This is a genomic window from Kribbella sp. NPDC055071, assembly GCF_053608045.1.
This window is the reverse complement of the sequence record NZ_JBSGUS010000003.1, coordinates 152,107-175,781: the sequence shown is the minus strand read 5'-3', so window position 1 is coordinate 175,781 and position 23,675 is coordinate 152,107. Positions and strand designations below refer to the sequence as shown.

The 23,675-nt window shown below is 68.0% G+C and carries 22 protein-coding genes; 12 read left to right on the top strand and 10 right to left on the bottom strand.

Features of this window, described 5'->3' with window-relative positions:
* Window positions 1–40 precede the first annotated feature (40 nt).
* The 6 genes from ACWF4Z_RS07480 (at window position 41) to ACWF4Z_RS07455 (ending at window position 7,654) form a co-directional block, all read left to right on the top strand.
* Window positions 41–595: a sunset domain-containing protein gene (locus tag ACWF4Z_RS07480; protein WP_452242121.1), complete on the top strand. Its 555-nt coding sequence runs from the start codon at window positions 41–43 to the stop codon at window positions 593–595.
* 64 nt (window positions 596–659) lie between these two features.
* On the top strand, window positions 660–872 hold the full coding sequence (locus tag ACWF4Z_RS07475) for a type II toxin-antitoxin system HicB family antitoxin (RefSeq protein WP_452242120.1): 213 nt from the start codon (window positions 660–662) through the stop codon (window positions 870–872).
* Window positions 872–1,234, top strand: coding sequence for a type II toxin-antitoxin system HicA family toxin (locus ACWF4Z_RS07470; protein WP_452242119.1), 363 nt, complete (start codon window positions 872–874; stop codon window positions 1,232–1,234). The genes ACWF4Z_RS07475 and ACWF4Z_RS07470 overlap by 1 nt, the downstream gene beginning before the upstream one ends.
* Before the next feature lie 299 nt (window positions 1,235–1,533).
* On the top strand, window positions 1,534–3,252 hold the full coding sequence (treS, locus tag ACWF4Z_RS07465; RefSeq protein ID WP_452242118.1) for a maltose alpha-D-glucosyltransferase: 1,719 nt from the start codon (window positions 1,534–1,536) through the stop codon (window positions 3,250–3,252).
* Window positions 3,249–4,664, top strand: a complete 1,416-nt coding sequence (locus ACWF4Z_RS07460; RefSeq protein ID WP_452242117.1) for a maltokinase N-terminal cap-like domain-containing protein — start codon at window positions 3,249–3,251, stop codon at window positions 4,662–4,664. Before treS ends, ACWF4Z_RS07460 begins: the two co-directional genes overlap by 4 nt.
* Window positions 4,665–4,750: 86 nt before the next feature.
* Window positions 4,751–7,654 (top strand): ATP-binding protein, encoded by a 2,904-nt coding sequence (locus tag ACWF4Z_RS07455; RefSeq protein ID WP_452242116.1) that lies wholly within the window; start codon window positions 4,751–4,753, stop codon window positions 7,652–7,654.
* On the opposite strand, the gene ACWF4Z_RS07450 is transcribed toward ACWF4Z_RS07455, so the two are convergent.
* Together ACWF4Z_RS07450 and ACWF4Z_RS07445 are read right to left on the bottom strand one after the other, a co-directional pair.
* A complete protein-coding gene (locus ACWF4Z_RS07450) occupies window positions 7,651–8,055 on the bottom strand; it encodes a type II toxin-antitoxin system VapC family toxin (RefSeq protein ID WP_452242328.1) in 405 nt (134 codons plus the stop codon). The two genes, ACWF4Z_RS07455 and ACWF4Z_RS07450, sit on opposite strands and share 4 nt — an antisense overlap.
* Entirely contained in the window at window positions 8,055–8,291 is a 237-nt protein-coding gene (locus tag ACWF4Z_RS07445) for a ribbon-helix-helix domain-containing protein (RefSeq protein WP_452242115.1), read from the bottom strand. The genes ACWF4Z_RS07450 and ACWF4Z_RS07445 overlap by 1 nt, the downstream gene beginning before the upstream one ends.
* 154 nt (window positions 8,292–8,445) lie before the next feature.
* Between ACWF4Z_RS07445 and glgB the strand changes: the two genes are divergently transcribed.
* On the top strand, window positions 8,446–10,668 hold the full coding sequence (glgB, locus tag ACWF4Z_RS07440) for a 1,4-alpha-glucan branching protein GlgB (RefSeq protein ID WP_452242114.1): 2,223 nt from the start codon (window positions 8,446–8,448) through the stop codon (window positions 10,666–10,668).
* A 10-nt stretch (window positions 10,669–10,678) separates the two neighbouring features.
* Window positions 10,679–11,554, top strand: coding sequence for an NUDIX hydrolase (locus ACWF4Z_RS07435; RefSeq protein ID WP_452242113.1), 876 nt, complete (start codon window positions 10,679–10,681; stop codon window positions 11,552–11,554).
* Here the strand turns inward: ACWF4Z_RS07435 and ACWF4Z_RS07430 are convergent.
* A complete protein-coding gene (locus ACWF4Z_RS07430; RefSeq protein ID WP_452242112.1) occupies window positions 11,547–12,704 on the bottom strand; it encodes an MFS transporter in 1,158 nt (385 codons plus the stop codon). The two genes, ACWF4Z_RS07435 and ACWF4Z_RS07430, sit on opposite strands and share 8 nt — an antisense overlap.
* A gap of 24 nt (window positions 12,705–12,728) precedes the next feature.
* On the opposite strand from ACWF4Z_RS07430, the gene ACWF4Z_RS07425 reads away from it, so the two are divergent.
* Window positions 12,729–13,181, top strand: coding sequence for a MerR family transcriptional regulator (locus tag ACWF4Z_RS07425; RefSeq protein ID WP_452242111.1), 453 nt, complete (start codon window positions 12,729–12,731; stop codon window positions 13,179–13,181).
* Here the strand turns inward: ACWF4Z_RS07425 and ACWF4Z_RS07420 are convergent.
* Together ACWF4Z_RS07420 and ACWF4Z_RS07415 are read right to left on the bottom strand one after the other, a co-directional pair.
* Entirely contained in the window at window positions 13,161–14,447 is a 1,287-nt protein-coding gene (locus ACWF4Z_RS07420) for an RNA polymerase sigma factor (protein WP_452242110.1), read from the bottom strand. The two genes, ACWF4Z_RS07425 and ACWF4Z_RS07420, sit on opposite strands and share 21 nt — an antisense overlap.
* Before the next feature lies 1 nt (window position 14,448).
* On the bottom strand, window positions 14,449–14,820 hold the full coding sequence (locus ACWF4Z_RS07415; RefSeq protein ID WP_452242109.1) for a YciI family protein: 372 nt from the start codon (window positions 14,818–14,820) through the stop codon (window positions 14,449–14,451).
* Between the two features lie 153 nt (window positions 14,821–14,973).
* Here ACWF4Z_RS07415 and ACWF4Z_RS07410 point away from each other — a divergent pair, with 153 nt between their 5' ends.
* Complete coding sequence (locus tag ACWF4Z_RS07410) at window positions 14,974–16,461, top strand: flavin-containing monooxygenase (RefSeq protein ID WP_452242108.1); 1,488 nt, start codon at window positions 14,974–14,976, stop codon at window positions 16,459–16,461.
* Here ACWF4Z_RS07410 and ACWF4Z_RS07405 read toward each other — a convergent pair.
* The gene (locus ACWF4Z_RS07405) at window positions 16,409–17,548 is read right to left on the bottom strand and encodes a citrate/2-methylcitrate synthase (protein WP_452242107.1); all 1,140 of its coding nucleotides are present in this window, start codon (window positions 17,546–17,548) and stop codon (window positions 16,409–16,411) included. The genes ACWF4Z_RS07410 and ACWF4Z_RS07405 overlap by 53 nt on opposite strands.
* 95 nt (window positions 17,549–17,643) lie before the next feature.
* On the opposite strand from ACWF4Z_RS07405, the gene ACWF4Z_RS07400 reads away from it, so the two are divergent.
* Entirely contained in the window at window positions 17,644–18,804 is a 1,161-nt protein-coding gene (locus ACWF4Z_RS07400; RefSeq protein ID WP_452242106.1) for a citrate synthase, read from the top strand.
* Between the two features lie 3 nt (window positions 18,805–18,807).
* On the opposite strand, the gene ACWF4Z_RS07395 is transcribed toward ACWF4Z_RS07400, so the two are convergent.
* The 3 genes from ACWF4Z_RS07395 to ACWF4Z_RS07385 form a co-directional block, all read right to left on the bottom strand.
* Window positions 18,808–20,220 (bottom strand): hypothetical protein, encoded by a 1,413-nt coding sequence (locus ACWF4Z_RS07395; protein ID WP_452242105.1) that lies wholly within the window; start codon window positions 20,218–20,220, stop codon window positions 18,808–18,810.
* A gap of 36 nt (window positions 20,221–20,256) precedes the next feature.
* On the bottom strand, window positions 20,257–21,141 hold the full coding sequence (locus tag ACWF4Z_RS07390; protein WP_452242104.1) for a MurR/RpiR family transcriptional regulator: 885 nt from the start codon (window positions 21,139–21,141) through the stop codon (window positions 20,257–20,259).
* A 70-nt stretch (window positions 21,142–21,211) separates the two neighbouring features.
* A complete protein-coding gene (locus tag ACWF4Z_RS07385; RefSeq protein ID WP_452242103.1) occupies window positions 21,212–22,189 on the bottom strand; it encodes a hypothetical protein in 978 nt (325 codons plus the stop codon).
* A gap of 97 nt (window positions 22,190–22,286) precedes the next feature.
* On the opposite strand from ACWF4Z_RS07385, the gene ACWF4Z_RS07380 reads away from it, so the two are divergent.
* A complete protein-coding gene (locus ACWF4Z_RS07380) occupies window positions 22,287–22,733 on the top strand; it encodes a MarR family winged helix-turn-helix transcriptional regulator (protein ID WP_452242102.1) in 447 nt (148 codons plus the stop codon).
* Here ACWF4Z_RS07380 and ACWF4Z_RS07375 read toward each other — a convergent pair.
* Entirely contained in the window at window positions 22,730–23,671 is a 942-nt protein-coding gene (locus ACWF4Z_RS07375; protein WP_452242101.1) for a tetratricopeptide repeat protein, read from the bottom strand. The two genes, ACWF4Z_RS07380 and ACWF4Z_RS07375, sit on opposite strands and share 4 nt — an antisense overlap.
* Window positions 23,672–23,675 lie beyond the last annotated feature (4 nt).

The following is a 23,675-nucleotide window of genomic DNA, read 5'->3' as shown; positions in this document are numbered from 1 at the left end:
TCCACCGGCTGGTCCGCACCCCGGCGAGAGGAGACCGCTGATGAGCTGGCTGTTCCGCAACAACTGGCCGTGGTCCCTCCTGGCCTTCTTCGTCGGCGCCGTCATCACGTGGATCCTCCTCGAACGCCGCACTCCCCCGCTCGCCGCAGACCCAGAACCTGAGCAGGAGAAGGAAGAGGTCCTCGTCGGCGCAACCACGGTCGCCGACCCGGCCGAACCCGCGGTGCAGGCCAAACCCGAGAAGCCCGCCGCGAAGCCGTTCTCCGAACTGATGGAGCCCGACCCGACGCTCTTCGACGACATCGAGCCGGCCGACGCCCCGAAACCTCCACAGCCGTTGCAGTCGCGGGAGTACGCCGAAACCCCGCCCGGACGCTTCGGTGCGGGGTCGGCCGACGCCGTACCGCACCAGGCCGCGCCGGACGGTTTCACCATCAAGGGCAACGCCCAGTCGATGCTGTTCCACACCCCCGACTCGCCCTACTACGGCCGCACCAAACCCGAAGTCTGGTTCCGCACCGAAGCCGACGCCGAACGAGCCGGCTTCACCAAATACACCCGCCGCCCCCGCAAATCCACAGACCCCCGCAACTGACGTCCTACGCTGACCCTGGCCCGGTCCTACGATCGCGGAAACACTGAGTAACCAGGAGGCGAAGTTGCAACGCGACATCACAGTTCCCTTCACCATCGAGCAGGACGAGAACGGCACCTGGTGCGCCTCGGCCGCACTGAACCCGGACTCCTTCGCCAACGGTGATGGGGCGACGCGGGAAGCGGCCATCGAGGACCTGAAGGAGGCCATCATCGCCCTGGCCGACGTGGTCGGCGTACCTGAGCAGGTGACCGTCACCGTCGAGGTCGACGGCTGATGGCGGCTCCGAAGAAGCGTCGTGACGCCGAGCGGGAGCTGAAGAAGAAGGGCTTCGCACCCGTCAAGGGTCGCGGCAAGGGCAGCCACGAGGTGTGGCAGGACCCGAGCGGTAAGTCGGTCGTCGTCCCGAAGCACGGCGACGAGATCGCGGCCGGTACCTGGCGGTCGATCGAGAAGCAGGCCCAGGCACCGGCGCGGGACACCCAGGCAGCGGCCGACACGGACGCCGCGCAGAGACTGGCCAACGGCGGTCAACGTCGAGCCGGCAGCGGCACCGGTCAGGAGGGTCAAGGCCAGCGAGGTCAGCAGGGCGGCCAGCAGGCCGCACCCAAGAAAAAAGGGATCTTCCGCCGCAGCTGAAACAGCCGATCGGCCCGGCCGGCACCCGATCGGGTGCCGGTCGGATAGGGGGATCGGGCCCCCATTTGCTTGTACTGGCAAAGGGCGGTCAGACTAGGCGGAACGCCTTGCGGGACCGTCCTACCGACGGCGTCACCACATCAGTGGGTTCGTCCGGCTTCATCGTGTTGTTCCCCTTTTTGTGAACCCTCGAACGGGGTACGGGACCAGTGCGGATCCGGGTGGTTCCACACATCGCTGTCACGTCGTGGCGGCAAGCCCAGTTACACGCGCAGTACCGCTAGGTTTGGAGACACCCGATGGAGGTGAGCGTGACCGACATGCTGCCGGAGCAGCACCACGGACTGACGAAGAGTGACCCGCTGTGGTTCAAGCGGGCCGTCTTCTACGAAGTCCTCGTGCGGTCCTTCAAGGACTCGAACGCCGACGGCGTCGGCGACCTGCAAGGCCTGACCGAGAAGCTCGACTACCTCGAGTGGCTCGGCGTGGACTGCCTCTGGTTACCGCCGTTCCAGCCGTCACCGCTGCGCGACGGCGGGTACGACATCTCCGACTACACCGGCGTGATGCCCGAGGTCGGCACGATCGCCGACTTCGCCGCGCTGATGGACGCCGCGCACGCGCGCGGGATCCGGATCATCGTCGACTTCGTGATGAACCACACCTCGGACCAGCATCCGTGGTTCCAGGCCTCGCGCGAAGACCCCGACGGTCCGTACGGCGACTTCTACGTGTGGTCGGACACCGACGAGAAGTACTCCGACGCCCGGATCATCTTCGTCGACACCGAGTCCTCGAACTGGACCTGGGATCCAGTGCGCGGACAGTACTTCTGGCACCGGTTCTACTCCAACCAGCCGGACCTGAACTTCGAGAACCCGGCCGTCGGCGACGCGATGATCGAGGCGCTGAAGTTCTGGCTCGACCTGGGGGTCGACGGTTTCCGGCTGGACGCCGTTCCGTACCTGTTCGAGTCCGAGGGCACCAACTGCGAGAACCTCCCGCGCACCCACGAGTTCCTCAAGCGGGTCCGCAAGGAGGTCGACGCGAACTACCCCGACCGGGTGATGCTCTGCGAGGCCAACCAGTGGCCGGCCGACGTGGTCGAGTACTTCGGCGACCGCAGCTCGGGCGGCGACGAGTGCCAGATGGCGTTCCACTTCCCGGTGATGCCGCGCATCTTCATGGGCGTACGCCGCGAGTCCCGCTTCCCGATCTCGGAGATCCTGGCTCAGACTCCAGCGATCCCCGACACCTGCCAGTGGGGCATCTTCCTGCGCAACCACGACGAGCTCACGCTCGAGATGGTCAGCGACGAGGACCGCGACTACATGTGGGGCGAGTACGCGCAGGACCCGCGGATGAAGGCGAACATCGGGATCCGCCGCCGGCTCGCGCCGCTGCTGGACAACGACGTGAACAAGATGGAGCTGTTCACGTCGATGCTGCTCAGCCTGCCCGGTTCCCCGATCCTGTACTACGGCGACGAGATCGGCATGGGCGACAACATCTGGCTCGGTGACCGCGACGGCGTGCGGACGCCGATGCAGTGGTCCCCGGACCGGAACGCGTCGTTCTCCACCGCGACACCGGGCAAGCTCAGCCTGCCGGTGATCATGGATCCGGTCTACGGCTACCAGGCGGTGAACGTCGAGGCCGAGATGGAGAACGCGTCCTCGTTGCTGCACTGGACCCGGCGGATGATCCAGACCCGTAAGCAGCACCCGTGTTTCGGCATGGGTACCTTCACGGACCTGGGGGGATCCAATCCGAGCGTGCTGTCGTACGTTCGCGAGTTCGGTGACGACGTGGTGCTGTGCGTGAACAATCTGTCCCGGTTCCCGCAGCCGATCGAGCTGGACCTGCGGCAGTGGCAAGGGGTGGATCCGGTCGAGCTGCTCGGTGGTGTGCACTTCCCGACGATCGGTGAGTTGCCCTACCTTTTGACGCTCGGCGCGCACGGTTTCTACTGGTTCCGGTTGCCGGTGCCGGCTGACCATGAGGAGAGCGATTCGTGACTTCCCATCTGGACCAGGTCCAGTCCTTCTGTGCGGGCCAGAGGTGGTTCGGGGAGAAGGGACACGACGTCCGTGTCGACGCGATGGCCACCTCGGTGTGGTTGTCCGGCGCGGACGCCTGGCCCGCGGTCCGGATCGGGTTCGTCTACTGTTCGGGGCCTCCCGGGGTGGAGATCCCGATCCGGGTCTACCAACTCCCGGTCAGCTACCACCGCGCCCCGGTGGACAATCTCGGCCACGCGCTGATCGGCGAGTGGTCCGAGCCCGACCTCGACGACGCGCAGGTCTGGGTGTACGACGCTTTGCACGACAAGGAAGCGACGCCGTACTGGCTCGACGGGCTGACCCACGGCCGGCGGCTGGACGGGTTGGAGTTCCATCCCGTCCACGCTCCGGACCGGAGCCTCGTCGTACCGGAGGACGCGCAGTCGCTCGTCCTCACCGTCGAGCAGAGCAACACGTCGCTGGTCTTCGGCGATGTCGCGCTGCTGAAGGTGTTCCGCCGGCTCGAGCCCGGGAGCAATCCCGGCGTCGAGATCGAGTCGGCGCTCACCGAGGCCGGGTCCGAGCTGGTCCCGGAGGTGCTCGGATCGGCGCGCGGCAGCTGGCCGCGCGCCGGCGGCGGCACCGACAACGGTGAGCTCGCGATGATGACGGCGTTCCAGAAGAACGCGACCGACGGCTGGACGTTCGCGACCTCGTCGGTGCGGGACCTGTACGCCGAGGCCGACCTGCACGCCGAGGAGGTCGGCGGCGACTTCGCGGGCGAGTCGCACCGGCTCGGCGCGAGCACCGCTCAGGTCCATTCCGAGCTCGCCAAAGCGCTCGGGACGGACATCTGGGAGCCCGCGAAGCTGGTCGAGAGCGCGGCGGCGATGCGGCGGCGGCTGGACCAGGCGGCCGCCGCGATCCCCGAGCTCCAGCCGTATGCGGCCGGTCTCGCCCGCGCGTTCGACGCACTCGCGTCGTACGGGCAGGCGGTGACGGTGCAGCGGATCCACGGTGACTTCCATCTGGGTCAGGTGCTGCGGACCATCGACGGCTGGAAGCTGATCGACTTCGAGGGTGAGCCGGCCAAGTCCCTGATCGAACGGCGGGCGCTCGACACCCCGATCAAGGACATCGCCGGGATGCTGCGCTCGTTCGACTACGCGGCCCGGTCGCTGCTGCTGGCCGATCACAACGGCGACCAGCAGATCGCCTACCGCGCCGCGGAGTGGGCCGGCCGCAACCAGCAGGCCTTCTGCGACGGGTACGCCGAGGTCGCCGGGACGGATCCACGCGAGCAGAAGGTCCTGCTCGACGCGTTCCTGGCCGACAAAGTGATCTACGAGACACTCTACGAGGCCCGGAACCGGCCGACCTGGCTCCGCATCCCGATGGCTGCGGCGGCCCAGTTGGCCGAACGGTAAGGATTACCCCAAATCTCAGCTAAGTAATCCTCAGCGAGATGAGAATTACAGAGCGTGGGTGAGCGACCACTGTAATACTTGCGGGTATGCCCCCCGAGCCGCAACTAGAGGTCCTGGTCCTCGGGCCTCTGGTCGTCAGGCTCGGCGGTGCCTCGATCTCGGTCGACCGTCCGCTGGAGCGGGCGCTGCTGGTCCGGCTCGCGCTGGCCGGCGGCATGTCGGTCCCGGATCACCGGCTCGCGGCCGACCTGTGGGGTGACGTCGATCTGGCCCGCCCGACCGAGCGGTTGCGCGTGCTGGCGTCCCGGCTCCGGGCCGCGATCGACTCCCCCAACTCGCTGACCCGCGTCAATGGCGGCTACGCCCTGGCGGCCGAGCTCACCGACCTGGCCGAGGCCCGCGCGGCGGCCGAGCGCATGCACGCTGCGGTCCGCACCGGCGACCACTTCGCGGTCCGCAGCGCAGCCCGGGACGCCCTCGCGCACTGGCGCGGGTCGTCGCTGGCCGACCTCCGGACGATTCCGTACGCCGTTGCCGAGGGCGAGCAACTGGATGCCTGGCGGCTGACCCTGCAGGTGGAGCTGTTGTCTGCCGAGCTTTCGCTCGGTCACGCGGCCGAGGCAGGCCGTGAGCTCGAGGCTCTCGCCGCCGAGAACCCGCTGCACGAACGCCTGTGGTGTTTGCTTGCCTTGGCCCTCTATCGGACCGGCCGGCAGGCGGATGCCCTGGCCCGGATGGCGAAACTGCGCACCCGGCTCGCGGACGAGCTCGGCGTCGACCCGGCGCCGGACACCGCCGCGATGGAGTTGCGGTTGCTTCGGCAGGACCCGACGTTGTTGCTGCAGGCCACTGAATCGACGCCTCCCCCGGCCGTCCCGGCGGAGGGCCCGGCGGCCGAGCTCCCGTCGCCGCTGACGAGTTTCGTCGGCCGGGAGAAGGAGCTGTCGTCGCTGGTCAAGCGGCTCGGCGAGCCCGGTCTGACCACGCTGACCGGCGGTCCCGGCAGTGGCAAGTCGCGGCTGTCGTTCGAGGCCGCGCGGGCAGTGTCGGGTCGCGCCGTTCGACTGGTCGAACTGGCTCCACTCCAGCGTGAGAGCGCCGTACTGGAAGCCATCGTGGGCGATGACGCCAGCGGTCACGACCCGTTGGGGGCGGCTGCTGCGGCCTTGGACGGCTCGGTGCTGGTGCTCGACAACGCCGAGCATGTGGTCGAGCAGGTCGCGGAGATCGTCAGCGGATTGTTGCGGCGGGCACCTACTTTGACGGTCCTGGTGACGTCGCAGCGGCCGCTGCAGCTCGGCGCCGAGGAGGTCCGGCCGATGCGGCCGTTGGACGCGCTCGCCGCGGCCCGGCTGTTCACCGAGCGCTGTGCTGCCGATGCGCAGGGAGCCGATCCGGAGCAGGTCGCAGCGATCTGTACGGCGGTCGACCGGTATCCACTCGGGATCGAGCTGGCTGCCGGTCTGACCAGGACGCTGACCGTTCCGCAGTTGGCGCAGCGGTTGGCCGATCGGATGCGGTTGCTCGTGGCCGGCGGCCGTGATTCGCAGCTGCGGCACACCAGTCTGGTCGCCGCACTGGACTGGAGTCACCAACTTCTGGGGGACGTGGAGCGCGCCGTACTGCGTCGGGTCGCTGTCTTCGCCGGCGGGTTCACGCTGGAGGCAGCCGAGCAGGTCGCCCTCGATCCGCGGGACGTCGCACCCGCGTTGACCGAGCTGGCCGACCGGAGCCTGCTGACGGTCGAGGCCGTGAACGGCCGGCGGTTCCGGTTGCTCGAGACCGTCCGCGAGTATGCGCTGGCGAAGCTCGAAGAGGCCGGCGAGACCGAGCTGGTCCGGGCGGCCGAGCTCGACTGGGCGCTGAACTATGTGCTCGCGGCCGGACGCAGCGACGACGACTTCGCGCATGCCGAATCGGTCGCCGACGTCTTCGCCGAGTGGCCGAATCTGCTCGACATCCTGGATCGCGCGCCCGGCACGGACCGCGCGGTGGTCGCACTGCGGCTCACGCTCGCCATGCACACCCCCTGGCTGATCCGCGGCTGGTATGCCGAGGCCGCGCGGCACTTCGGCGCGTTGACGAACGCACCGGGCGCGATCACGGGCGAGCGGATCACCGCGCTGTCGAACCACGGCTTCGTGCTGACGATGCGCGGCCGGTTCGACGAGGCGGCGGCGTTGCTGTCCGAGGCCGAGGCGCTGGCCCGGACACAGGACGACGACACGCTCACGCTGACGGCGCTCTACTACCGCAGCATCGTCGAGATCGAGCGCGGTCACCTCCTCGACGCGTTCACCCCGTTGCTCGCCGGCCAGGCGCTGGCCCGTACGTCGCCGGAGCACGAACGCCGACTGTCGTCGTTCACCGACGCACTCGGCACCCTGTATGTGTACGCCGGTCAGCCGGAGAAGGCGCTCGAATGCTACGACGTCTGCATCGTCGCCGACCGCGAGTACGGCGATGAGCACGGCCTGTCCCGTGGACTCAGCAACCTGGCCGGCGCACTCATCAGCTTGAACCGGCTGGACGACGCCCTGCGCGCAGCGGCCGAATCGGATCACTACGCCCGCCGCCTCGACGACCGGCAGATCCTTCCGCTGAACGACGTGATCCGCGGCCTGGTCGCGATCGAGCAGGGCCACCTGGACGACGCGGAGAAGTTCCTGCGGGCCGCGGTCGACTACGCGATCGCCGACGACACCGGCATCACGCACGCCTACATCGACCTGGCCGACCTCCTCATCCGCCAGGGCGAGATCGTCGAGGCGGCCACGCTTCTCGACGCCGTCTTCGCCGAAACCCCCGAGTACAGCACCTCCTGGCTGGCCGGCCGCGCCGTCGCCGCCGCCCTTGCCCTGGCCCAGGGCGACCACGCCCGAGCCACCGCCCTGGTCGCCGAAACCACCACCGCCTACACCAGAACCGGCTTCGGCTGGCCCCGCTACGTAGCCCGTCTCAACGAGGTCCGCGCCGCCTTGAATGCTTAGGGAAGCAGCAGGAATGCCTCACAGTGGATGGGCCGGACGACGCTGAAATGGCGGCGATCCAACGTTGCCACCTCCTCGACGCCGAGACGCTCGGCCGCGGTAATCACCGACGCGTCCGCCGTCCCCAACGGCAGATCGCGGTAGACCGACGTCAGTTCGGCAATGCGAAGCCAGTCCCTTGGAACGACGGGCTCCGCGACCAGATTGCCGTTCGCGAGATCGCCGAGGAAGCGAATCTCCGGAACCGGCCCGAGCCGGCTCGCGAGCAGATAGGTCACCTCGGTGACGACGAGCATCGGCACCAGCAAAGGACCTGGATGGGTGGCCAGCAGCTCGAGGCATTCCTCATGATGCTTGTCGTCCGCGTCGACGTAGGCGTAGAGCGGACCGGCATCGACGATCAGCGCGATCGGTCGACCTCCGCCGCGAGGATCTCCTCGATCCGCTCCGACACATCCGACTGTCCGCTCCGCCCGGCACCGGCCGCCAGCAGCCGTCGCCGCTTGGTCCGGCCGTTGGCCAGGTGGGTTTCGACGGCCTCACGAGTCAGCTCCGAGATCGTCATTCCACGGCGTGCCGCCTCGTGCCGCAGCCGGGAATCGAGCTCGTCGGGGAGCTTCACTGTGGTTCGCTTCATGGTATGCCAGCATACCGTACAGCGGGCTTCGGGGTGTCGCCCCCGAGCCGGTGGGTACTGGGTGCAGTCAAGGTGAGTGTGATCGGGCAGGATGGGGTTTATGGGATCGAGCGAGCGGGACGCCGGGCCGGCGACCGATGCTTTGGTGGAGCCAGTGACTGACGCTTTTGTGGAGCCGGTAGCCGAGGCCGAAGAGCCTGTGGTGACAGCGGTTCCGGTGGATCGGAGCGTGCTGGAGCGAGTGGTCGGCGGGACCTTCCACGATCCTCATCAGGTGCTCGGGCCGCACCTCGGCGAGCACGGCGTCACGGTCCGCGCGCTGCGGCCGTTCGCCAAGAGCGTGACGGTCTTGTACGACGACGAGCGGCTCGACCTGCGGCACGAGTTCGAGGGCATCTGGGTCGGCGTGCTCGACACCGACAAGGTGCCCGATTACCGCCTCGAGGTCACCTACACCGACGGCCCCGCGGTCGAGCTCGACGATCCGTACCGCTACCTCCCCTCGCTCGGCGAGGTCGACCTGCACCTGATCGGCGAGGGCCGGCACGAGCAGCTGTGGACAGTCCTCGGCGCCCACGTCCGGCGGTACGACGGATCAGGCGGCACCATCACGGGGACGTCGTTCGCCGTCTGGGCACCCAACGCACAAGGCATCCGGCTGACCGCGGACTTCAACTTCTGGGACGGCCGCGCACATCCGATGCGCTCGCTGGGATCGTCCGGCGTGTGGGAGCTGTTCGTGCCCGGCGTAGGCGCGGGCACCCGGTACAAGTTCGACATCTGCGGTCGTGACGGCGTGTGGCGGCAGAAGGCCGACCCGATGGCCAACCTGGCCGAGGTCCCCCCGGCGAATGCGTCCGTCGTGCACGAGTCGTCGTACGAATGGAACGACGCGGCCTGGCTGGAGCAGCGGGCCGCGGCGCAGGCCTACGCCGAGCCGATGAGCGTGTACGAGGTGCACGTCGGGTCGTGGCGCGAGGACAAGTCGTACGCCCAGCTGGCCGACGAGCTTGTTGCCTATGTCAACGATATGGGATTCACCCACGTCGAGTTCATGCCGGTGATGGAGCATCCCTTCGGCGGTTCGTGGGGTTACCAGGTCACGTCGTACTTCGCGCCGACCTCGCGCTTCGGCGACCCGGACGAGTTCCGGTTGCTGGTCGACAAGCTGCACCAGGCCGGTATCGGCGTACTGGTGGACTGGGTGCCGGCGCACTTCCCGAAGGACGCGTGGGCGTTGGCCCGCTTCGACGGGACCCCGCTGTACGAGCACCCGGACCCGCGCCGCGGCGAGCAGCCCGACTGGGGCACGCTGGTCTTCGACTTCGGCCGTCCGCAGGTCCGCAACTTCCTGGTCGCGAACGCGATCTACTGGGCCGAGGAGTTCCACATCGACGGCCTGCGGGTCGATGCGGTCGCGTCGATGCTGTACCTGGACTACTCCCGCACCGAAGGTCAGTGGGTGCCGAACCAGTTCGGCGGCCGCGAGAACCTCGAGGCGGTGTCGTTCCTGCAGGAGATGAACGCGACCCTCTACAAGCGGGTCCCCGGCGTCATCACCGTGGCCGAGGAGTCGACCTCGTGGCCGGGCGTGACCCGGGCGACGCATCTGGGCGGGCTCGGCTTCGGCTTCAAGTGGAACATGGGCTGGATGAACGACTCGCTGCGCTACCTGGAGCACGAGCCGATCCACCGCCAGTACCACCACCATGAGCTGACGTTCTCGATGATGTACGCGTACTCGGAGAACTTCGTCCTCCCGCTGTCGCACGACGAGGTTGTGCACGGCAAGGGTTCGCTGCTGCGCAAGATGCCGGGCGACCGCTGGCAGCAGCTGGCGAACCTGCGCGCCTACCTGGCGATGATGTGGGCGCACCCGGGCAAGCAGCTGCTGTTCATGGGCAGCGAGTTCGGCCAGGAGTCGGAGTGGTCGGAGAAGGGCGAGCTCGACTGGTGGTTGCTCGACCACAGTGATCACCAGGGCCTGCAGCAGCTGGTCCGCGACCTGAACGGCGTCTACCGCGACACCGCGGCGCTCTGGCGGCACGACCACGAGCCGGAGAAGTTCACCTGGATCGACGCCAACGACGCCGCCAACAACGTCTTCTCGTTCATCCGGTACGGCGCGGACGGCGAGCCGACCATCGCCTGCGTCGCCAACTTCTCCGCGGTCCCGCACTTCGGCTACCGCCTCGGCCTGCCGTACGCCGGACGCTGGGAAGAGGCGGTCAACACCGACGCCGAGTCGTACGGCGGATCCGGGGTCGGCAACTTCGGCGCCGTACAGGCTGACGGCCCGGAGTGGCACGGTATGACGACCAGCACCGAACTGTCCGTCCCACCCCTCGCGACGGTGTACCTGCGCTACACGGGGTAGCGTTCACGGGGTGACCGCCATACCCCCACTCACCGATGGCGACCTGACCCTGCAACTGATGCGGAACGACGATGAGGTCGTCGGCTTCGACGCCTTCCACGGGAACCGCCTCGGCACGGTCGAGATCCGGCGTACGTCGGCCGGCGTCGGCCTGGTCGTGTGGGCACTCGAGGGCGGGCCCGGAGCCGCGCAGCAGGCGGTCCGGTTGGTCGCCGAGTATGCGTTCAAGGAACTCGGTCTGGAGCGTCTGCAGATCGAGGTCGACCCGGAGTTGCGCAGGTTCGGCATGGTCGCCATCCGGTCCGGATTCCGGCGCGAGGGGTTGCTGCGCGGCGGGGCGTTGGTCGATGGTGAGCGCCGCGATGTCGCGGTCTACGGGATGCGCGCCGACGACCCGCGCCCGGACACCCTGCACGGGTGGACCGCGCTGATGGACTCCACGCTGCCCAAGAAGCGCGTGATCGCGCATGTGGTCGTGCGAGACACCGCCGGCCGCGTGCTGCTGTGTCAGGTCAGCTATAAGCAGGACCTGGAGCTGCCGGGCGGTGTGGTCGAGCCCGACGAGGATCCGGCGACCGGCGCCTCCCGCGAGATGACCGAGGAACTCGGCGTCGCCCTGCCGCTACTCGGCGTACTCGCCATCGACTGGCTCCCCCGCTGGGAAGGCTGGGGCGACGCGGTAGAGATCCTGTACGACGGCGGCGTCCACGACCCGACGTTGATCGACCAACTACAACCGGACGGCTTCGAGATCAAGGCCCTCTCGTGGCACGAGCCGGACGCCCTCGCCGGCCTGGTCTCCCCGCTGAACGCCCGTCGTCTCCCCCTGATCCTCAGCAACCCGTCGACGCTCTACAACCTCAGCAACGGTTCGCCCATCACCTGACAGTCCGCTGCGCCCACGCGCTTGTGCTGACGAGGGCGAGTACGACGACCACGACGCCCATCCCGATCGTCGGCCACCAGACCGTGTGAGCGTTTCGGGTGAATACGCGCGGGTCGGTCGCGGTGGACCCGACGATCGATCCCGCGATCGCGATGCCGAGGGAGACGCCGGTCTGGCGGCCGACACTGGCTAGTGAGGCGGCCAGGTCGGTCATCGAGGCGGGCATGCCGGAGACGGCGGAGTTGGCGATCGGTGGATTGACGGTGCCGAGGAAGATGCCGAAGAGCAGGAAGGTCGCGAGTACGACGAACAGCGGGGTCGCCGGCCCGATCCCGAGGGAGGCGACCGCGGTCAGGGTGAGCGCCGTACCGGCAACGACGAGAGGCAGGCGCGGCCCGATCGAACCGACGATGCGACCGGTGAGTGGGGACAGCACGATGATGAGGACGCCGACCGGGAGCAGGCAGAGGCCGGCGGCGAGGGCGGACAGACCGCGGACGCTTTGCAGGTAAAGCGTGGTGACGAAGAGGAACGCGCCGAAACCGCAATACGCGAAGAGGGCGATCACCACCGCCGAGCTGAACGGGACGGAGCGGAACAGCCGGAGCTCCAGGAGGGGTTGTGCGCGGCGGTTCTCGGACGCGATCAGGGCGACGGCCGAGATCGCGGCCACGGCCAGGAGGGCGAGGACGAGCGCCGTACCCCAACCGTTCTTCTCGGACTCGATGATCCCGGCAACGAGGCCGCCGAGGGACAGGACCACAAGCGCCTGACCGACCGGATTGAGCATCGTGCCACCGACGGCCTGGATGGCGCGGGCGGCGATCAGTACGCCGATGCTCGGCGCGAGGCTGCACAGGAGCGAGCCGACGCCGAAGCTGATCAGACCGAGCCGGAACATCCGGCGCCGACCAAACCGGTCCGCGCTGGATCCGGCCAGCAGCAGGAAGCAGGCCAGGACCAGCGTGTAGGCGTCGACAGTCCACTGCAGCCCGGCCGTCGAGGCCTGCAGGTCGTCGCGGATCGAGGGCAGGGCGACGTTGACGATGGAGATGTCCATCACCGAGACCAGCAGGCTCGTACAGCAGATGACCAGGACGGCGACCTTGCGCGCCGGGCTCAGGGTGGTCGTCGCTTGAAGGGCGGTCATATCCTCGACGGTAGGATTTAGAGCGTGCTCGAAGTCAAACAATCTGCTGAGATCCCCGCGCAAGGCATCAGCATCGCCGAGGCCGCCGAGCGGACCGGAGTGAGCGTGCACACCCTGCGCTACTACGAACGCGCCGGCCTCGTCGTCACGAGCGTCGGCCGGACCGCGGGCGGCCGCCGACGCTACCACCAGCTCGACCTCGACTGGATCCGTATCTGCACCCGCTTCCGCGCCACCGGCATGCCCATCCGCAGCATCCGCCGGTACGCCGAACTCGTCATCGCCGGCCGCGGCAACGAGAAGGACCGCTTGGAACTCCTCGAGTCCCACCGGGCCGAGGTCCTCACCAAACTCGCCGAGCTCCAGGACAGCCTCGAGCTCATCGACCACAAGATCGACGTCTACCGCGGCCGCCTCCAGGCCGGCGACGCCGACCAACTCTGGGCGCCGCTGCCGTCAGAGGTCGAGGGCGCTTAGGCGGCGGGTGAGGAAGCGGCGTTCGGTTTCGTTGGGGGTCAGGGTGATGGCCACCTGGTAGGCGGCGGCTGCTTCTTCGGCGCGGTTCAGACGGGTCAGGATGTCGGCCCGGGCCGCGGGGAGGTAGGCGTAGGTCGCCAGGGCCGGTTCGTTGCTGAGGGCATCTAGTTCGGCGAGGACGGCGGTCAGGTCGGCGCCCGGGACGAGGCTGTGGGCCGCGGCTCGGTTGAGGGCGACGATCGGCGTCGGCCAGCTGATCATCATCGCGTCGTACATCCGGACGACTTGTTTCCAGTTGGTCTTCTCCCACGACGGCGCGGTGACGTGGAGACCGGCCACCGCGGCCTGAAGCACGAAGCGGCCCTGCCCCCGAGACAGAGCCGCGGTCGCTCGTGACACTCCTTCCGCCAGGAGATGCACGTCCCATCGCGAACGGTCCTGGTCTGCCAGGAGCACCAGTTCACCGTCCGCGCTGACCCGCGCATCGCCGCGCGCCTCCGTCATCAGCAGCAATCCCAGCAAGGCCTGCGGCTCCGGCTCGTCCGGCATCAACCGAACCAGCAATCGCGCGAGCTCCACCGCCCGCCCGGTCAGGTCGGTCCGCGTCAACTCCGGACCCGCCGCAACATGCCCAGCCGTGTACACCAGGTGCACAACCGTCAGTACGACGTCGAGCCGCGCCGGCAACTCGTGATCCGCCGGGATCCGGTACGGGATGCCCGCGGCGGCGATCTTCTTCTTCGCCCGGGTGATCCGCGCGGCCGCGGTCGGCTCGCTGATCAACAGCACAGCCGCGACCTCGCGGGTCGTGAGTCCGCAGATCAACCTGAGTGTCAACGCCACTTGAGAATCGCGCGCCAAAGCCGGGTGGCAGCAGGTGAACACAAGCCGTAGTGGGTCCGTCGGCTGCTCGACATCGCCCGGTGCGATCGGGTCCTCGACCAGCAACGGCAGCTTCCGCCACAGCGTCGTCTCCCGGCGCAACCGGTCGAGCGCGAGCCGCCGCGCGACGGTCGTCAGCCACCCGCCCGGATTCGACGGTATCCCGTCCGGCCAGGACCGCAGCGCCCGGACGAACGCGTCCTGCGTGCAGTCCTCGGCCAGATCCAGATCCCGGGTCAGCCGCACCACCGAGGCGAGCACAGTCGACCAGCACTCCCGATGCGCGGCAGCAACGACCCGCGCGACCTCCACCGCCGTCGCCTGCTCGCTGACGGCAGGCGGGTCCCCCGACGGGTGTCGTCGAGTACCCGCCTGCTCGGTCACGTCAGGCCGGGCCTTGCGACCCGCCGGAGGTGTCCATCACCGGTCGGACCTCGACGTTGCCGGAAGGACAGATCTTGGCGAGCTCGAGGGCCTGGTCGAGGTCGCGGGCCTCGATCACGTAGAAGCCACCGAGGGCTTCCTTGGTCTCGATGAACGGTCCGTCGGTGACCAGCGGCTCGCCACCCTCGCGCTGCTTGACCGTGCTGGCCGTACTCGACCGCTCCAGCGCCTCCCCACCGAGTATCCGCGCGCCGGCCTTCTCGACCGCCTCGGCGAAGGCACCGTGCAGCTTCATCGCCTGCTGCCACTCCTCTGCGGTGACGTTGTCGTACCACTCTTCGCTGTCGAACAGCAGGAACATGTACTGCGCCATCTTCGACTCCCAGGGTTGGTGCTCTTGTAGGACATCTTGCTGACGAACGACACCGGAGGGAATCGACAGCCCGCACGAACGAGTTTTTGTGCGTACTGTTGACCATGTACTCAACAAGCCCCTGCGTACTTACCAAGACCCGGGAGGTATCCGGTGGAGCACCTCGACGTCCTGATCATCGGCGCCGGACTGTCCGGTATCGGAGCCGCCTACCGTCTGCAGACGCGCTGCCCGGACCGCTCGTTCGCGATCCTCGAGGCCCGCGACAACCTCGGCGGCACCTGGGACCTGTTCCGCTACCCCGGGGTCCGGTCGGACTCCGACATGTTCACGCTCGGATTCCCCTTCCACCCGTGGAAGGCCGCCAAGTCGATCGCCGACGGACCGTCCATCCTCGAGTACATCCACGAAACCGCGTCCACGTACGGCATCGACAAGAAGATCCGGTACGGCGAACACGTAGTACGCGCGGACTGGTCGTCGGACGACGCGCTCTGGACCGTGGAGACCAGCAAGGGGACGTACACCTGCTCCTTCCTGTATGCCTGCACCGGCTACTACAACTACGACCAGGGTTATGTGGTCGACTTCCCGGGCCAGAGCGACTTCGAGGGGCGGATCGTCCATCCGCAGCACTGGCCCGAGGATCTGGATTACACGGGTCAGCGCGTGGTTGTGATCGGCAGTGGTGCGACCGCGGTGACGCTGGTGCCGACAATGGCCCGTACGGCGGAGCACGTGACGATGCTGCAGCGTTCACCGAGCTATGTGGTGTCGACGCCGGCCCATGACCCGGTCGCGGACCGTATCCGCGCCGTGCTGCCGGAGAAGCTCGCCCACCACGTCATTCGCGGCAAGAACGTCGCGGTGAGCACTGCGCTCTACAACGCACTGCGGAAGTGGCCTGCCCACGGGGCCTGGTTCCTGAACAGCACAGCGGCCAAGCAACTGCCCGACTCCATCCCGGCGGATCCACACTTCCGGCCGCGCTACAAGCCGTGGGACGAACGGCTCTGTCTGGTGCCAGATGCGGATCTCTTCAAGGCGCTGCGGACAGGGTCCGCCTCTGTGGTCACCGACGAGATCGAGGCCTTCACCCCAACCGGGCTGCGACTGCGATCCGGTCAGGAACTGCCGGCCGACCTCGTGATCACTGCGACCGGACTGAGCATGGTTGCACTCGGCAATATCAGGCTGACGGTCGACAGGCGGTCGATCGATCCGCACGACACCTTTGTCTACAAGGGGACGATGCTGAGCGGTGTACCGAACCTGGCCTGGTGTGTCGGCTACACGAACAACTCCTGGACGCTGCGCTCCGACCTGACGTCCCAGTACCTGTGCCGGCTGCTCAACCACCTCAGCGCCACCGGCACCGACATCTGCGTCCCCGACATCGACCCGGCCGAGTACGACGCTCCCCGGCGTCCCGTGGTCGAGCTCACGTCCGGCTACATCCAACGCGCCGCCCATCTCCTCCCGCGCCAGGGCTCCACCGGCCCCTGGCGCCTGCGACAAAACTACCCCCGCGACCTGCTCGCGCTCCGCCTGAACCGCGTCGACGACGGCATCATGCAGTTCAGAACAGCTACGGGACCGGCACAGGCGGCTGTGGGCCGACGTACGTCGCGATCGGCCTGATGATCTTGGGATCCATCGACTGCTCGAGGATGTTGGCGGACCACCCGATCACCCGGCTGACTGCGAACGTCGGCGTGAACATGGCCCGCGGGATCCCGCAGAGCTCCATCACCACACCGGCGTAGAACTCGACGTTCGCGTACAGGTTGCGACCGGGCTTGAGCTCGGCCAGTACGTCGACGATGCGCTGCTCGACCGTGGTGGCGAAGTCGACCAGGTCGCCGCCGATCCCGCGGGCGATGTCGCGCAGCATCAGGGAGCGCGGGTCCTCGGTCCGGTAGACCGCGTGGCCGAAGCCCATGATCCGGTCACCGGCCTCCACCTTCTGCCGCACCCAGGCGTCGATGCGGTCCGGAGTACCGATCTCGTCGAGGCTTGCCAGCGCCCGGTCCGGAGCGCCGCCGTGGAGTGGGCCGGAGAAGGCGCCGATCGCGCCGGCGACCGCGGAGACGACGTCGGCGCCGGTCGACGCGATCACCCGCGCGGTGAACGTGGATGCATTGAACCCGTGATCCATCGTGGCGACGAGGTAGTGCTCGATCGCGGTCGCCTCCACGACGCTCGGCTCGGTGCCTGTCACCAGGTACAGCCAGTTGGCCGCAGCGGTGAGGTCGGCGCGCGGCTCCAGCGGCTCGAATCCCGCCCGCAACCGGTACAGGGCCGCGAGGATCGTCGGCGTCACGGCGCAGACCAGCATCGCGTCGGCCTTCCGGCGGTCCGGATCGGCGTCCCACAGCGGCGGCAGAGCACGGACAGCGGCCAACAGCGACAACGCGGTCCGCAGACCGGCGAGCGGATTGAACGTCGGGCCCGCCGTCGCGATCGCGGGCAGGACCGCGCGGACCTCTTCGGGCAGGACCCTGAGCGGTGCCAACTCGGCGGCGAAGCGTTCGTGCTCCGCCGGCGTCGGGAGGTGTCCCTCGAACATCAGGAACCAGACGTCTTCGAGCGTCTTCGACTTGGCGAGCTCGATCGCCGAGTACTGCCGGTAGTGGTAGAAACCTTCGTCGCCGCGCACGTCTCCGAGGGTTGTCTCGGTCACCACGACGTTGCGAAGGCCTGGCGGAACATTGATCGTTGTTGACATATCTTCAGAGTTGATAGCTAATCAACTATTGTCAATGTTGATCCAGTCAATGTGAACGCTCGACGAGGCCCGATCGACGCTCGGAGGAGCGGGAGATGTCAGACCAGAGTGACGAGAATTACCTGACCACGGCCGAGGTCGCGCGCCGGCTCCAGGTGAAGCCGGAGACCATCTACGCGTACGTGAGCCGCGGTCTGCTGACCAGCGTTCGCGCTCGGGGCCGCCGCGGCAGCCTGTTCGCGACGGCCGACGTCGAGCGACTGGCGAGCAGATCGATCGAGCACTCCGGCGTGGTCGAGCGGATCGAGTCCGAGCTCACCCTGCTGCAGGACGACGAGCTGTACTACCGCGGCCAGTCGGTCCGCGATCTCGCGGCCACCTCGACGTTCGAGGCGGTCGCCCGACTGCTCTGGACCGGCCGGCTCGGCCAACACCGGCCCTTTGAGACGCAGCGTTCGTCGGTCCGGCTGGCGAGGTCCGCGATGGCGGTCGTGCCCAGCTCAGCCCGCCTCACCGATCACCTCCGCGTGGCCGTCGCCGTGCTGGGAGCTGGGGATCCGCTGCGCTTCGACCTCTCCCCCGGCTCGATCACCACGGCAGCCGAGACCGTCATCGAGACACTGGTCACCGCCCTCCCAGGCCCCACCGCATGGGAATCGAAGACCCTGGCCGCAGGGCTCTGGCCGAAGCTGTCGTCCCAACCACCTCAGCCGGAGATCCTCAACCAGGCCCTCATCCTGCTGGCCGATCACGGGCTGGCCGTGTCGACCGTCGCCGCCCGAGTGGCCGCCAGCGCCCGAGCCAATCTGTACGCCGTGATTTCCGCGGGCCTCGGCGCGCTCGACGGCCAGTACCACGGCGCCGCACCGACCCTCGCCTACGAATTCCTCAGCCGAGCACAGCACGATCCGGTCGGCGCCTTGTCGGACCAACTGCGTTCAGGCGAACCCGTCCCAGGCTTCGGCCACAAGATCTACCAGCAGCACGACCCGCGCGCCGAGGTCCTCCTCGCCCTCCTCGGCGACCACCCGATCGTGAAGACTGTGGCCACGATCGCCGAGCGGACCCCGGCGTTCCCGAACAGCGATCTGGCCGTCGCCGCGATGATGCATGCCTACGATTTCCGGCCCGACGCAGGAGACGCGTTGTTCGCCCTGGCACGGATCGTGGGCTGGACCGCGCACGCGTTGGAGGAGTACGCGGCCCCAGCCCTCCGCTTCCGCGCGATGGGTGTCTACACCGGCCAGACCACCTGATCGCTACTTCGCGTCGAGATAAACGAGGGTTGCCGCGCCAGGCGCGAGGTCGAGCCGCACCGGACCCGCGCCGTGGCGGCGGTAGGTCTCGCTCGCCGGCTGGAAGATGCTGACCGAGCCGACGTTTGTCGCGTTCGGCGTCAGTACGGCGTGGGTCCGTGTGCTGTGTGAGCGGTTGGCGACCAGCACCCAGCGATCACCCGAGCCTACGGACGAATCGCGAGACCGGAACGTCCCGACCACAACAGCACCACCGGTGATACTCGTGACCAGGTTGGTCGGAGTGAAAGCGAGAGTCCCGTTGGGTAGCGGGCTTTCGTTCGCGTGGGCAACGGACTCGGACACCAACGGCTTGAGTTGGCGACCGACCTGGTGAAGCCAGGTGGTGTTGATGGTGCGGGCTGCGGCGTACCGGGGTGTTCGACGGCCGTCGACGGTGATCAACGCGGGGCCGAAGCCTTCGCCGCGGGCGGCTTCGGGCGTCCAGTACGTGAAGTACTGAATGCCCTTCGCGCCGTACGCGAGGCTGATGTTGACCTGCCACAACAGCTCGGCCGCGCTCGGTTCGCGATGGTTGTTATAGGCAAGCGTCTGGATGAACACCCAGGCGGGGATATCGCCGTGCAGTGCCGCGTCGCGGACGATCGCCCAGTTGTGGAAGTAGTTCGCGTCCTCGCGCCCCTCGGACAGCAACGGATACCGGTCGAACGAGATCAGCGACGGCTTCACGACGTCGACGAAGTCGCGGTAGTACGCCGGATCGTCCGACGGGAGCATGTTGATGTACGGCAGCAGTCCAGGCGCGAGGTCGCGCGAGATCGCCAAGGTCTTGGCGAGCGTGCCGAACCAGCCCGCGCCGGGTTCGTCGTAGAAGTTGAAGCCGGCCAGCGACGAGAACGGACCATAGGCGTCGCGGGCGCGGACATACAGAGCGCGTGCCTCGTCCGGGGTGACGCTGAGGAAGTCCGCGGGATTGTCGGAGATGGAGAACCAGCGGGACATGTTGCGGATCTGGATGTCGTCCGAGATCAGCAGCTGCAGACCGGCGGTCCGGGCCAGTCCCAGCTGGTACTGGAAGATGTTGCCGTCGCCGGCGTAGTTGCCGGACAGAATGAAGTCGAACCCGGCGGACTTGATCTCGGCGTACCGCTCCGCCGTACTCGCGTAAGGATGCGGCGGCCAGAAGATCCCGATCGGAAACTCCGGACCACCGGTCAACGGCAAACTGTCCGGCGACGGGATGGCCGCCGGTGACGCAGCAGCCGGTACGACGGCGCCCGCGGAGGCGGCGACCCCGGAGGCGGCGACCCCGGAGGCGGAGGCGACGTCGGCTGTTGCGGCGGTCAGGGCGGTGGCGCCGGCGCCGAGCAGCAGCGAGCGGCGGCTAGGACCGAGGACGCGGTGTGGACTCTCCATAGTTTCTCCTCCGAAGGGCGGTCGAGCGGAGTGGGTTCAGCTACGGCGGCGGTGTTGCGAGACAGCGTCAGCGGTGGCGTCGAAGGCCTGCTCGGCCAGTGGATAATCGCGTTGAGCCACGCCGAGATAGAGCGCGTCGAGCACGATCATCTGCGCGTGCCGCCCGGACAACCCACCCGTGCGGAACGTCACGTCACGAGCGGCAGTCAGCAGTACGACGTCAGCCGCAAGAGCCAACGGCGAGCGGGGATAGTTGGTGATGGCAACGGTCGTAGCGCCCTGACCGGCAGCCCGAGCCAGTGGTTCGAGCACCTCGACGGTCTCGCCACTGTGCGAGATGCCGACGGCAACGTCCCCGACCCCCAACAGAGCCGAGCTCGCCAGCGCGGTGTGGACATCGCTCCATGTGCTGGCGCCGCGCCCGATCCGATGCAGCCGAAGCCGAAGATCCTCGGCGACCGATGCCGATCCGGCCACGGCGTACAGGTCGATCCGGCGGGCGTCGGAGATCGCCCGGACCGCACGACCGAGCGCGTCGACGTCGAGCGCCGCGACCGTGTCCTCGAGAGCGCGCGTGTCGGCACGCAGCAAAGTCCGGAGGACGTCGTCGAGCGAGTCGTCCGGGCCGACTTCGGACCCGGTCCCCCGCTCCCAGCTGATGCTGCTCCGGCCGCTCTCGGCCGCGAGTGCCAGCCGGAGCTCGGCGTACCCAGACAGGCCGAGCGCGATGCAGAACCGCGTCACGCTTGGCAGCGACGTCCCGCACCGGGCTGCCAACTGGCCGATCGTGGAGCCTGCCACCGCGCCAGGATCCCGGAGTACCTCGGTCGCGATCCGGGTCTGCGCCGGGCTGAGCACCGGCAGCAGACCATGGATGCGCGCTTCCAGACTGGGCCGCGGCGACTCGGCGAGAACCGTCATGTGAATTATTCTCAGACCATCCTCAACCTGATTGCAAGAGTTCACACCGAGCCGCCCGCGGCCACCGCAATCACATCCGGTGCAGCGTGAACGCGTCGGACTGACCACCGGCCACGAGTACGTCGATACTCCCGCTCAACACATAGAGCCCGGACGGCGTGATCGCGGCCGTCGTGGGACCACTCACCGGCCACGGCGTGACCGACCGCACGCGCGTGCTGCGGTAATCGTCCGTGCTGCTCAGCACGGTGACAGCCTCGACTCCAGCAGCGCCAAGCTTGTTGGTGACGGCAATCAACCGGCGATCTGCCGTGAACGCCAGTCCGTCACCACCAACCAACCGGTTGCCAAGAGCAACTTCAGCCAGATCTCCACGCGTAGAGATCCGGAAGAGCTGCCCGGTGTCATAACGAACAGCGAGCAGGAACCCCGCCGGATCCCACACGATGCCATTGGCACCGATCGTGGAACTGCGCAGCTGGTCATCGCGAACCAGCACCGACGCCCGCCCCGACGGTGTGATCCGGTAGATCGCATCGCCGGCCGGATCGGTGACGTAAGCGTTGCCCACGGCATCGATCGCGAGATCGTTCACGCTGTGATGTCCCCCGGCGGGGTTCAGCTGAAGGGTGTTCAGATCGACCCTGCGCTCCAGCCGGCCGGTGCGCAGGTTGTAGATACCGACTCCGGATTGCGTGTACGCCGTCGCGTCCGACGAGCGTTCACCGTTGCCGATGTCGCCGTACGTGACCAGGAACCGGTTGCGGGCCACGTCGACATGCAGCCCGAACGTGGAGACGCCAGGCGCCGCGGCAAAAGGATGCGGTACGCCGTCGCGCCCGACGACGGAGATGCGGCCGGTGGCGATCGAACCGATCAGGAACGCCTGCCGGGTCGGATCCCAGGCGATGCCCTCCGGATACCGATCGGCGGTCCGGCCGTGGATCTCAGCCGGAAGCGCCGGCCGGGCCACGGCCGGAACGACGGACAGCGAGATGGAAACTGTGGCAGCGGTCAGGACCGCGGCCAGGAGGTGACGAAGCTTCATGACCAACCTCTCGTGAGCGGATACGAACACAGAGACTAATCAGAGCCCTGATGATAGTCAATGCATATATCATCGACGGGGTTCGTACGATGGACCCATGCGGATGTCCTTCGACCAGCGGCTCGGTAGTCACCTCAAGCGGGTCGAGCAAGAACTCCAGGCCGCCAAGTCGGCCGCCGTGAAACCGGCAGGCCTGACCGTGCCGCAGTACGCGGCGCTGTTCGTCCTGGACGAGCAGCCGGGGATCTCAGCCGCCGAGCTGGCGCGTCGCTGCGCCGTCACCCCACAGACGATGACGACGATCCTGCGCAACCTGGAGTCGGCAGGGTTGATCGAGCGGACCCCACATCCGCTGCACAAGCACGTGATCGAGACCCGCCCGACCCCGGCCGGCCGCAAGGCCCTGGATCACGCGGACGAGCGCGCGGCCGGCGTCGAACGCAGACTGGCCGCGGCGTTCAGCGAGGAAGAGCTCGACACGCTCCGAGCCCTCCTCGCCCGCGTCTCGGAGTCGTTGACGAACGACCCCATCCTGAACAGTTAGAAGAGCGCGGCCATCAGCCGGCGACGCGCCTTCACGACCCGGTCGTCGTCCGTGCCGACGACCTCGAAGAGCTCGAGCAGGTGCAGCCGGACGGCGTTCCGCTCGTCCCCAGCCGTCACCTGAACCGTGCTGATCAACCGGCTGAACGCATCATCGATGTGCCCACCCATCAGATCGACGTCCGCGACCAGCAGCTGCGCCTCGACATCCGCCGGGTTGTCGGCGGCGCGCGTCCGTACGTCGGCGGGCACGTCCTGCGTCCGCTTCACCAGCTGCACCCGGGCCAGCCCGGCCTTCGCCTCGGCGTCGTTCGGCGTCTCCTTGAGCAGCTCCTCGTACGCCGCAATCGCGCCATCGAGATCGCCTGCGGCAACGGCGTTGTCAGCCTTCTCGTACCGCGGGTTCGCCGGCTCTTCTTCCTCCGGGCCGGCGCCGTCCTCGGCCGCAGGACCGACGGGCTCGGCGCGACCGGTGATGCCGTTGGCCACCGCAACCGTCAGCAGTTGGTCGAAGTACTGCCGCGCCTCCGCGTCCCCGAGCGCACCCTGGAACAGCGGAACGACCTGACCACGCAGCACCGCGATCACCAGCGGCACCGACTGAACGCCGACCGCCTGCGCCAGCTGGGGGTTCGCGTCGATGTCCACGCGGGCCAGCAGGAACTTCCCGGCGTACTCGGTCGACAGCCGGGCCAGCACCGGACCGAGAGCGATCGAGGCCTCGGAGCGCGGTGACCAGAACTCGACCACCACCGGGACCTGCAGGGACCGCTCGATCACGTCGCTCTGGAAGGTCGGCTCGCTCACATTGAGCACGTATGCCCCGCCGGCAGCCGCACCGGCACCGGCCGGCCCCGCCGACCCAGCCGGCGCCCCGGCAGGCTTGCGCAGAGACGACAGATCGATCGCCCCAGGACGGGAGAAGTTCGACTGACTCACGACT

What these genes read in the sequence shown, in the direction of transcription:
- ACWF4Z_RS07395 (WP_452242105.1), bottom strand. Translation starts at nt 20,220, where the DNA reads ATGGAGAGTCCACACCGCGTCCTCGGTCCTAGCCGCCGCTCGCTGCTG.
- ACWF4Z_RS07455 (WP_452242116.1), top strand. Translation starts at nt 4,751, where the DNA reads ATGCCCCCCGAGCCGCAACTAGAGGTCCTGGTCCTCGGGCCTCTGGTC.
- ACWF4Z_RS07445 (WP_452242115.1), bottom strand. Translation starts at nt 8,291, where the DNA reads ATGAAGCGAACCACAGTGAAGCTCCCCGACGAGCTCGATTCCCGGCTG.
- ACWF4Z_RS07390 (WP_452242104.1), bottom strand. Translation starts at nt 21,141, where the DNA reads ATGACGGTTCTCGCCGAGTCGCCGCGGCCCAGTCTGGAAGCGCGCATC.
- ACWF4Z_RS07405 (WP_452242107.1), bottom strand. Translation starts at nt 17,548, where the DNA reads ATGTCAACAACGATCAATGTTCCGCCAGGCCTTCGCAACGTCGTGGTG.
- ACWF4Z_RS07400 (WP_452242106.1), top strand. Translation starts at nt 17,644, where the DNA reads ATGTCAGACCAGAGTGACGAGAATTACCTGACCACGGCCGAGGTCGCG.
- treS (WP_452242118.1), top strand. Translation starts at nt 1,534, where the DNA reads ATGGAGGTGAGCGTGACCGACATGCTGCCGGAGCAGCACCACGGACTG.
- ACWF4Z_RS07470 (WP_452242119.1), top strand. Translation starts at nt 872, where the DNA reads ATGGCGGCTCCGAAGAAGCGTCGTGACGCCGAGCGGGAGCTGAAGAAG.
- ACWF4Z_RS07380 (WP_452242102.1), top strand. Translation starts at nt 22,287, where the DNA reads ATGCGGATGTCCTTCGACCAGCGGCTCGGTAGTCACCTCAAGCGGGTC.
- ACWF4Z_RS07385 (WP_452242103.1), bottom strand. Translation starts at nt 22,189, where the DNA reads ATGAAGCTTCGTCACCTCCTGGCCGCGGTCCTGACCGCTGCCACAGTT.
- ACWF4Z_RS07480 (WP_452242121.1), top strand. Translation starts at nt 41, where the DNA reads ATGAGCTGGCTGTTCCGCAACAACTGGCCGTGGTCCCTCCTGGCCTTC.
- ACWF4Z_RS07430 (WP_452242112.1), bottom strand. Translation starts at nt 12,704, where the DNA reads ATGACCGCCCTTCAAGCGACGACCACCCTGAGCCCGGCGCGCAAGGTC.
- ACWF4Z_RS07415 (WP_452242109.1), bottom strand. Translation starts at nt 14,820, where the DNA reads ATGGCGCAGTACATGTTCCTGCTGTTCGACAGCGAAGAGTGGTACGAC.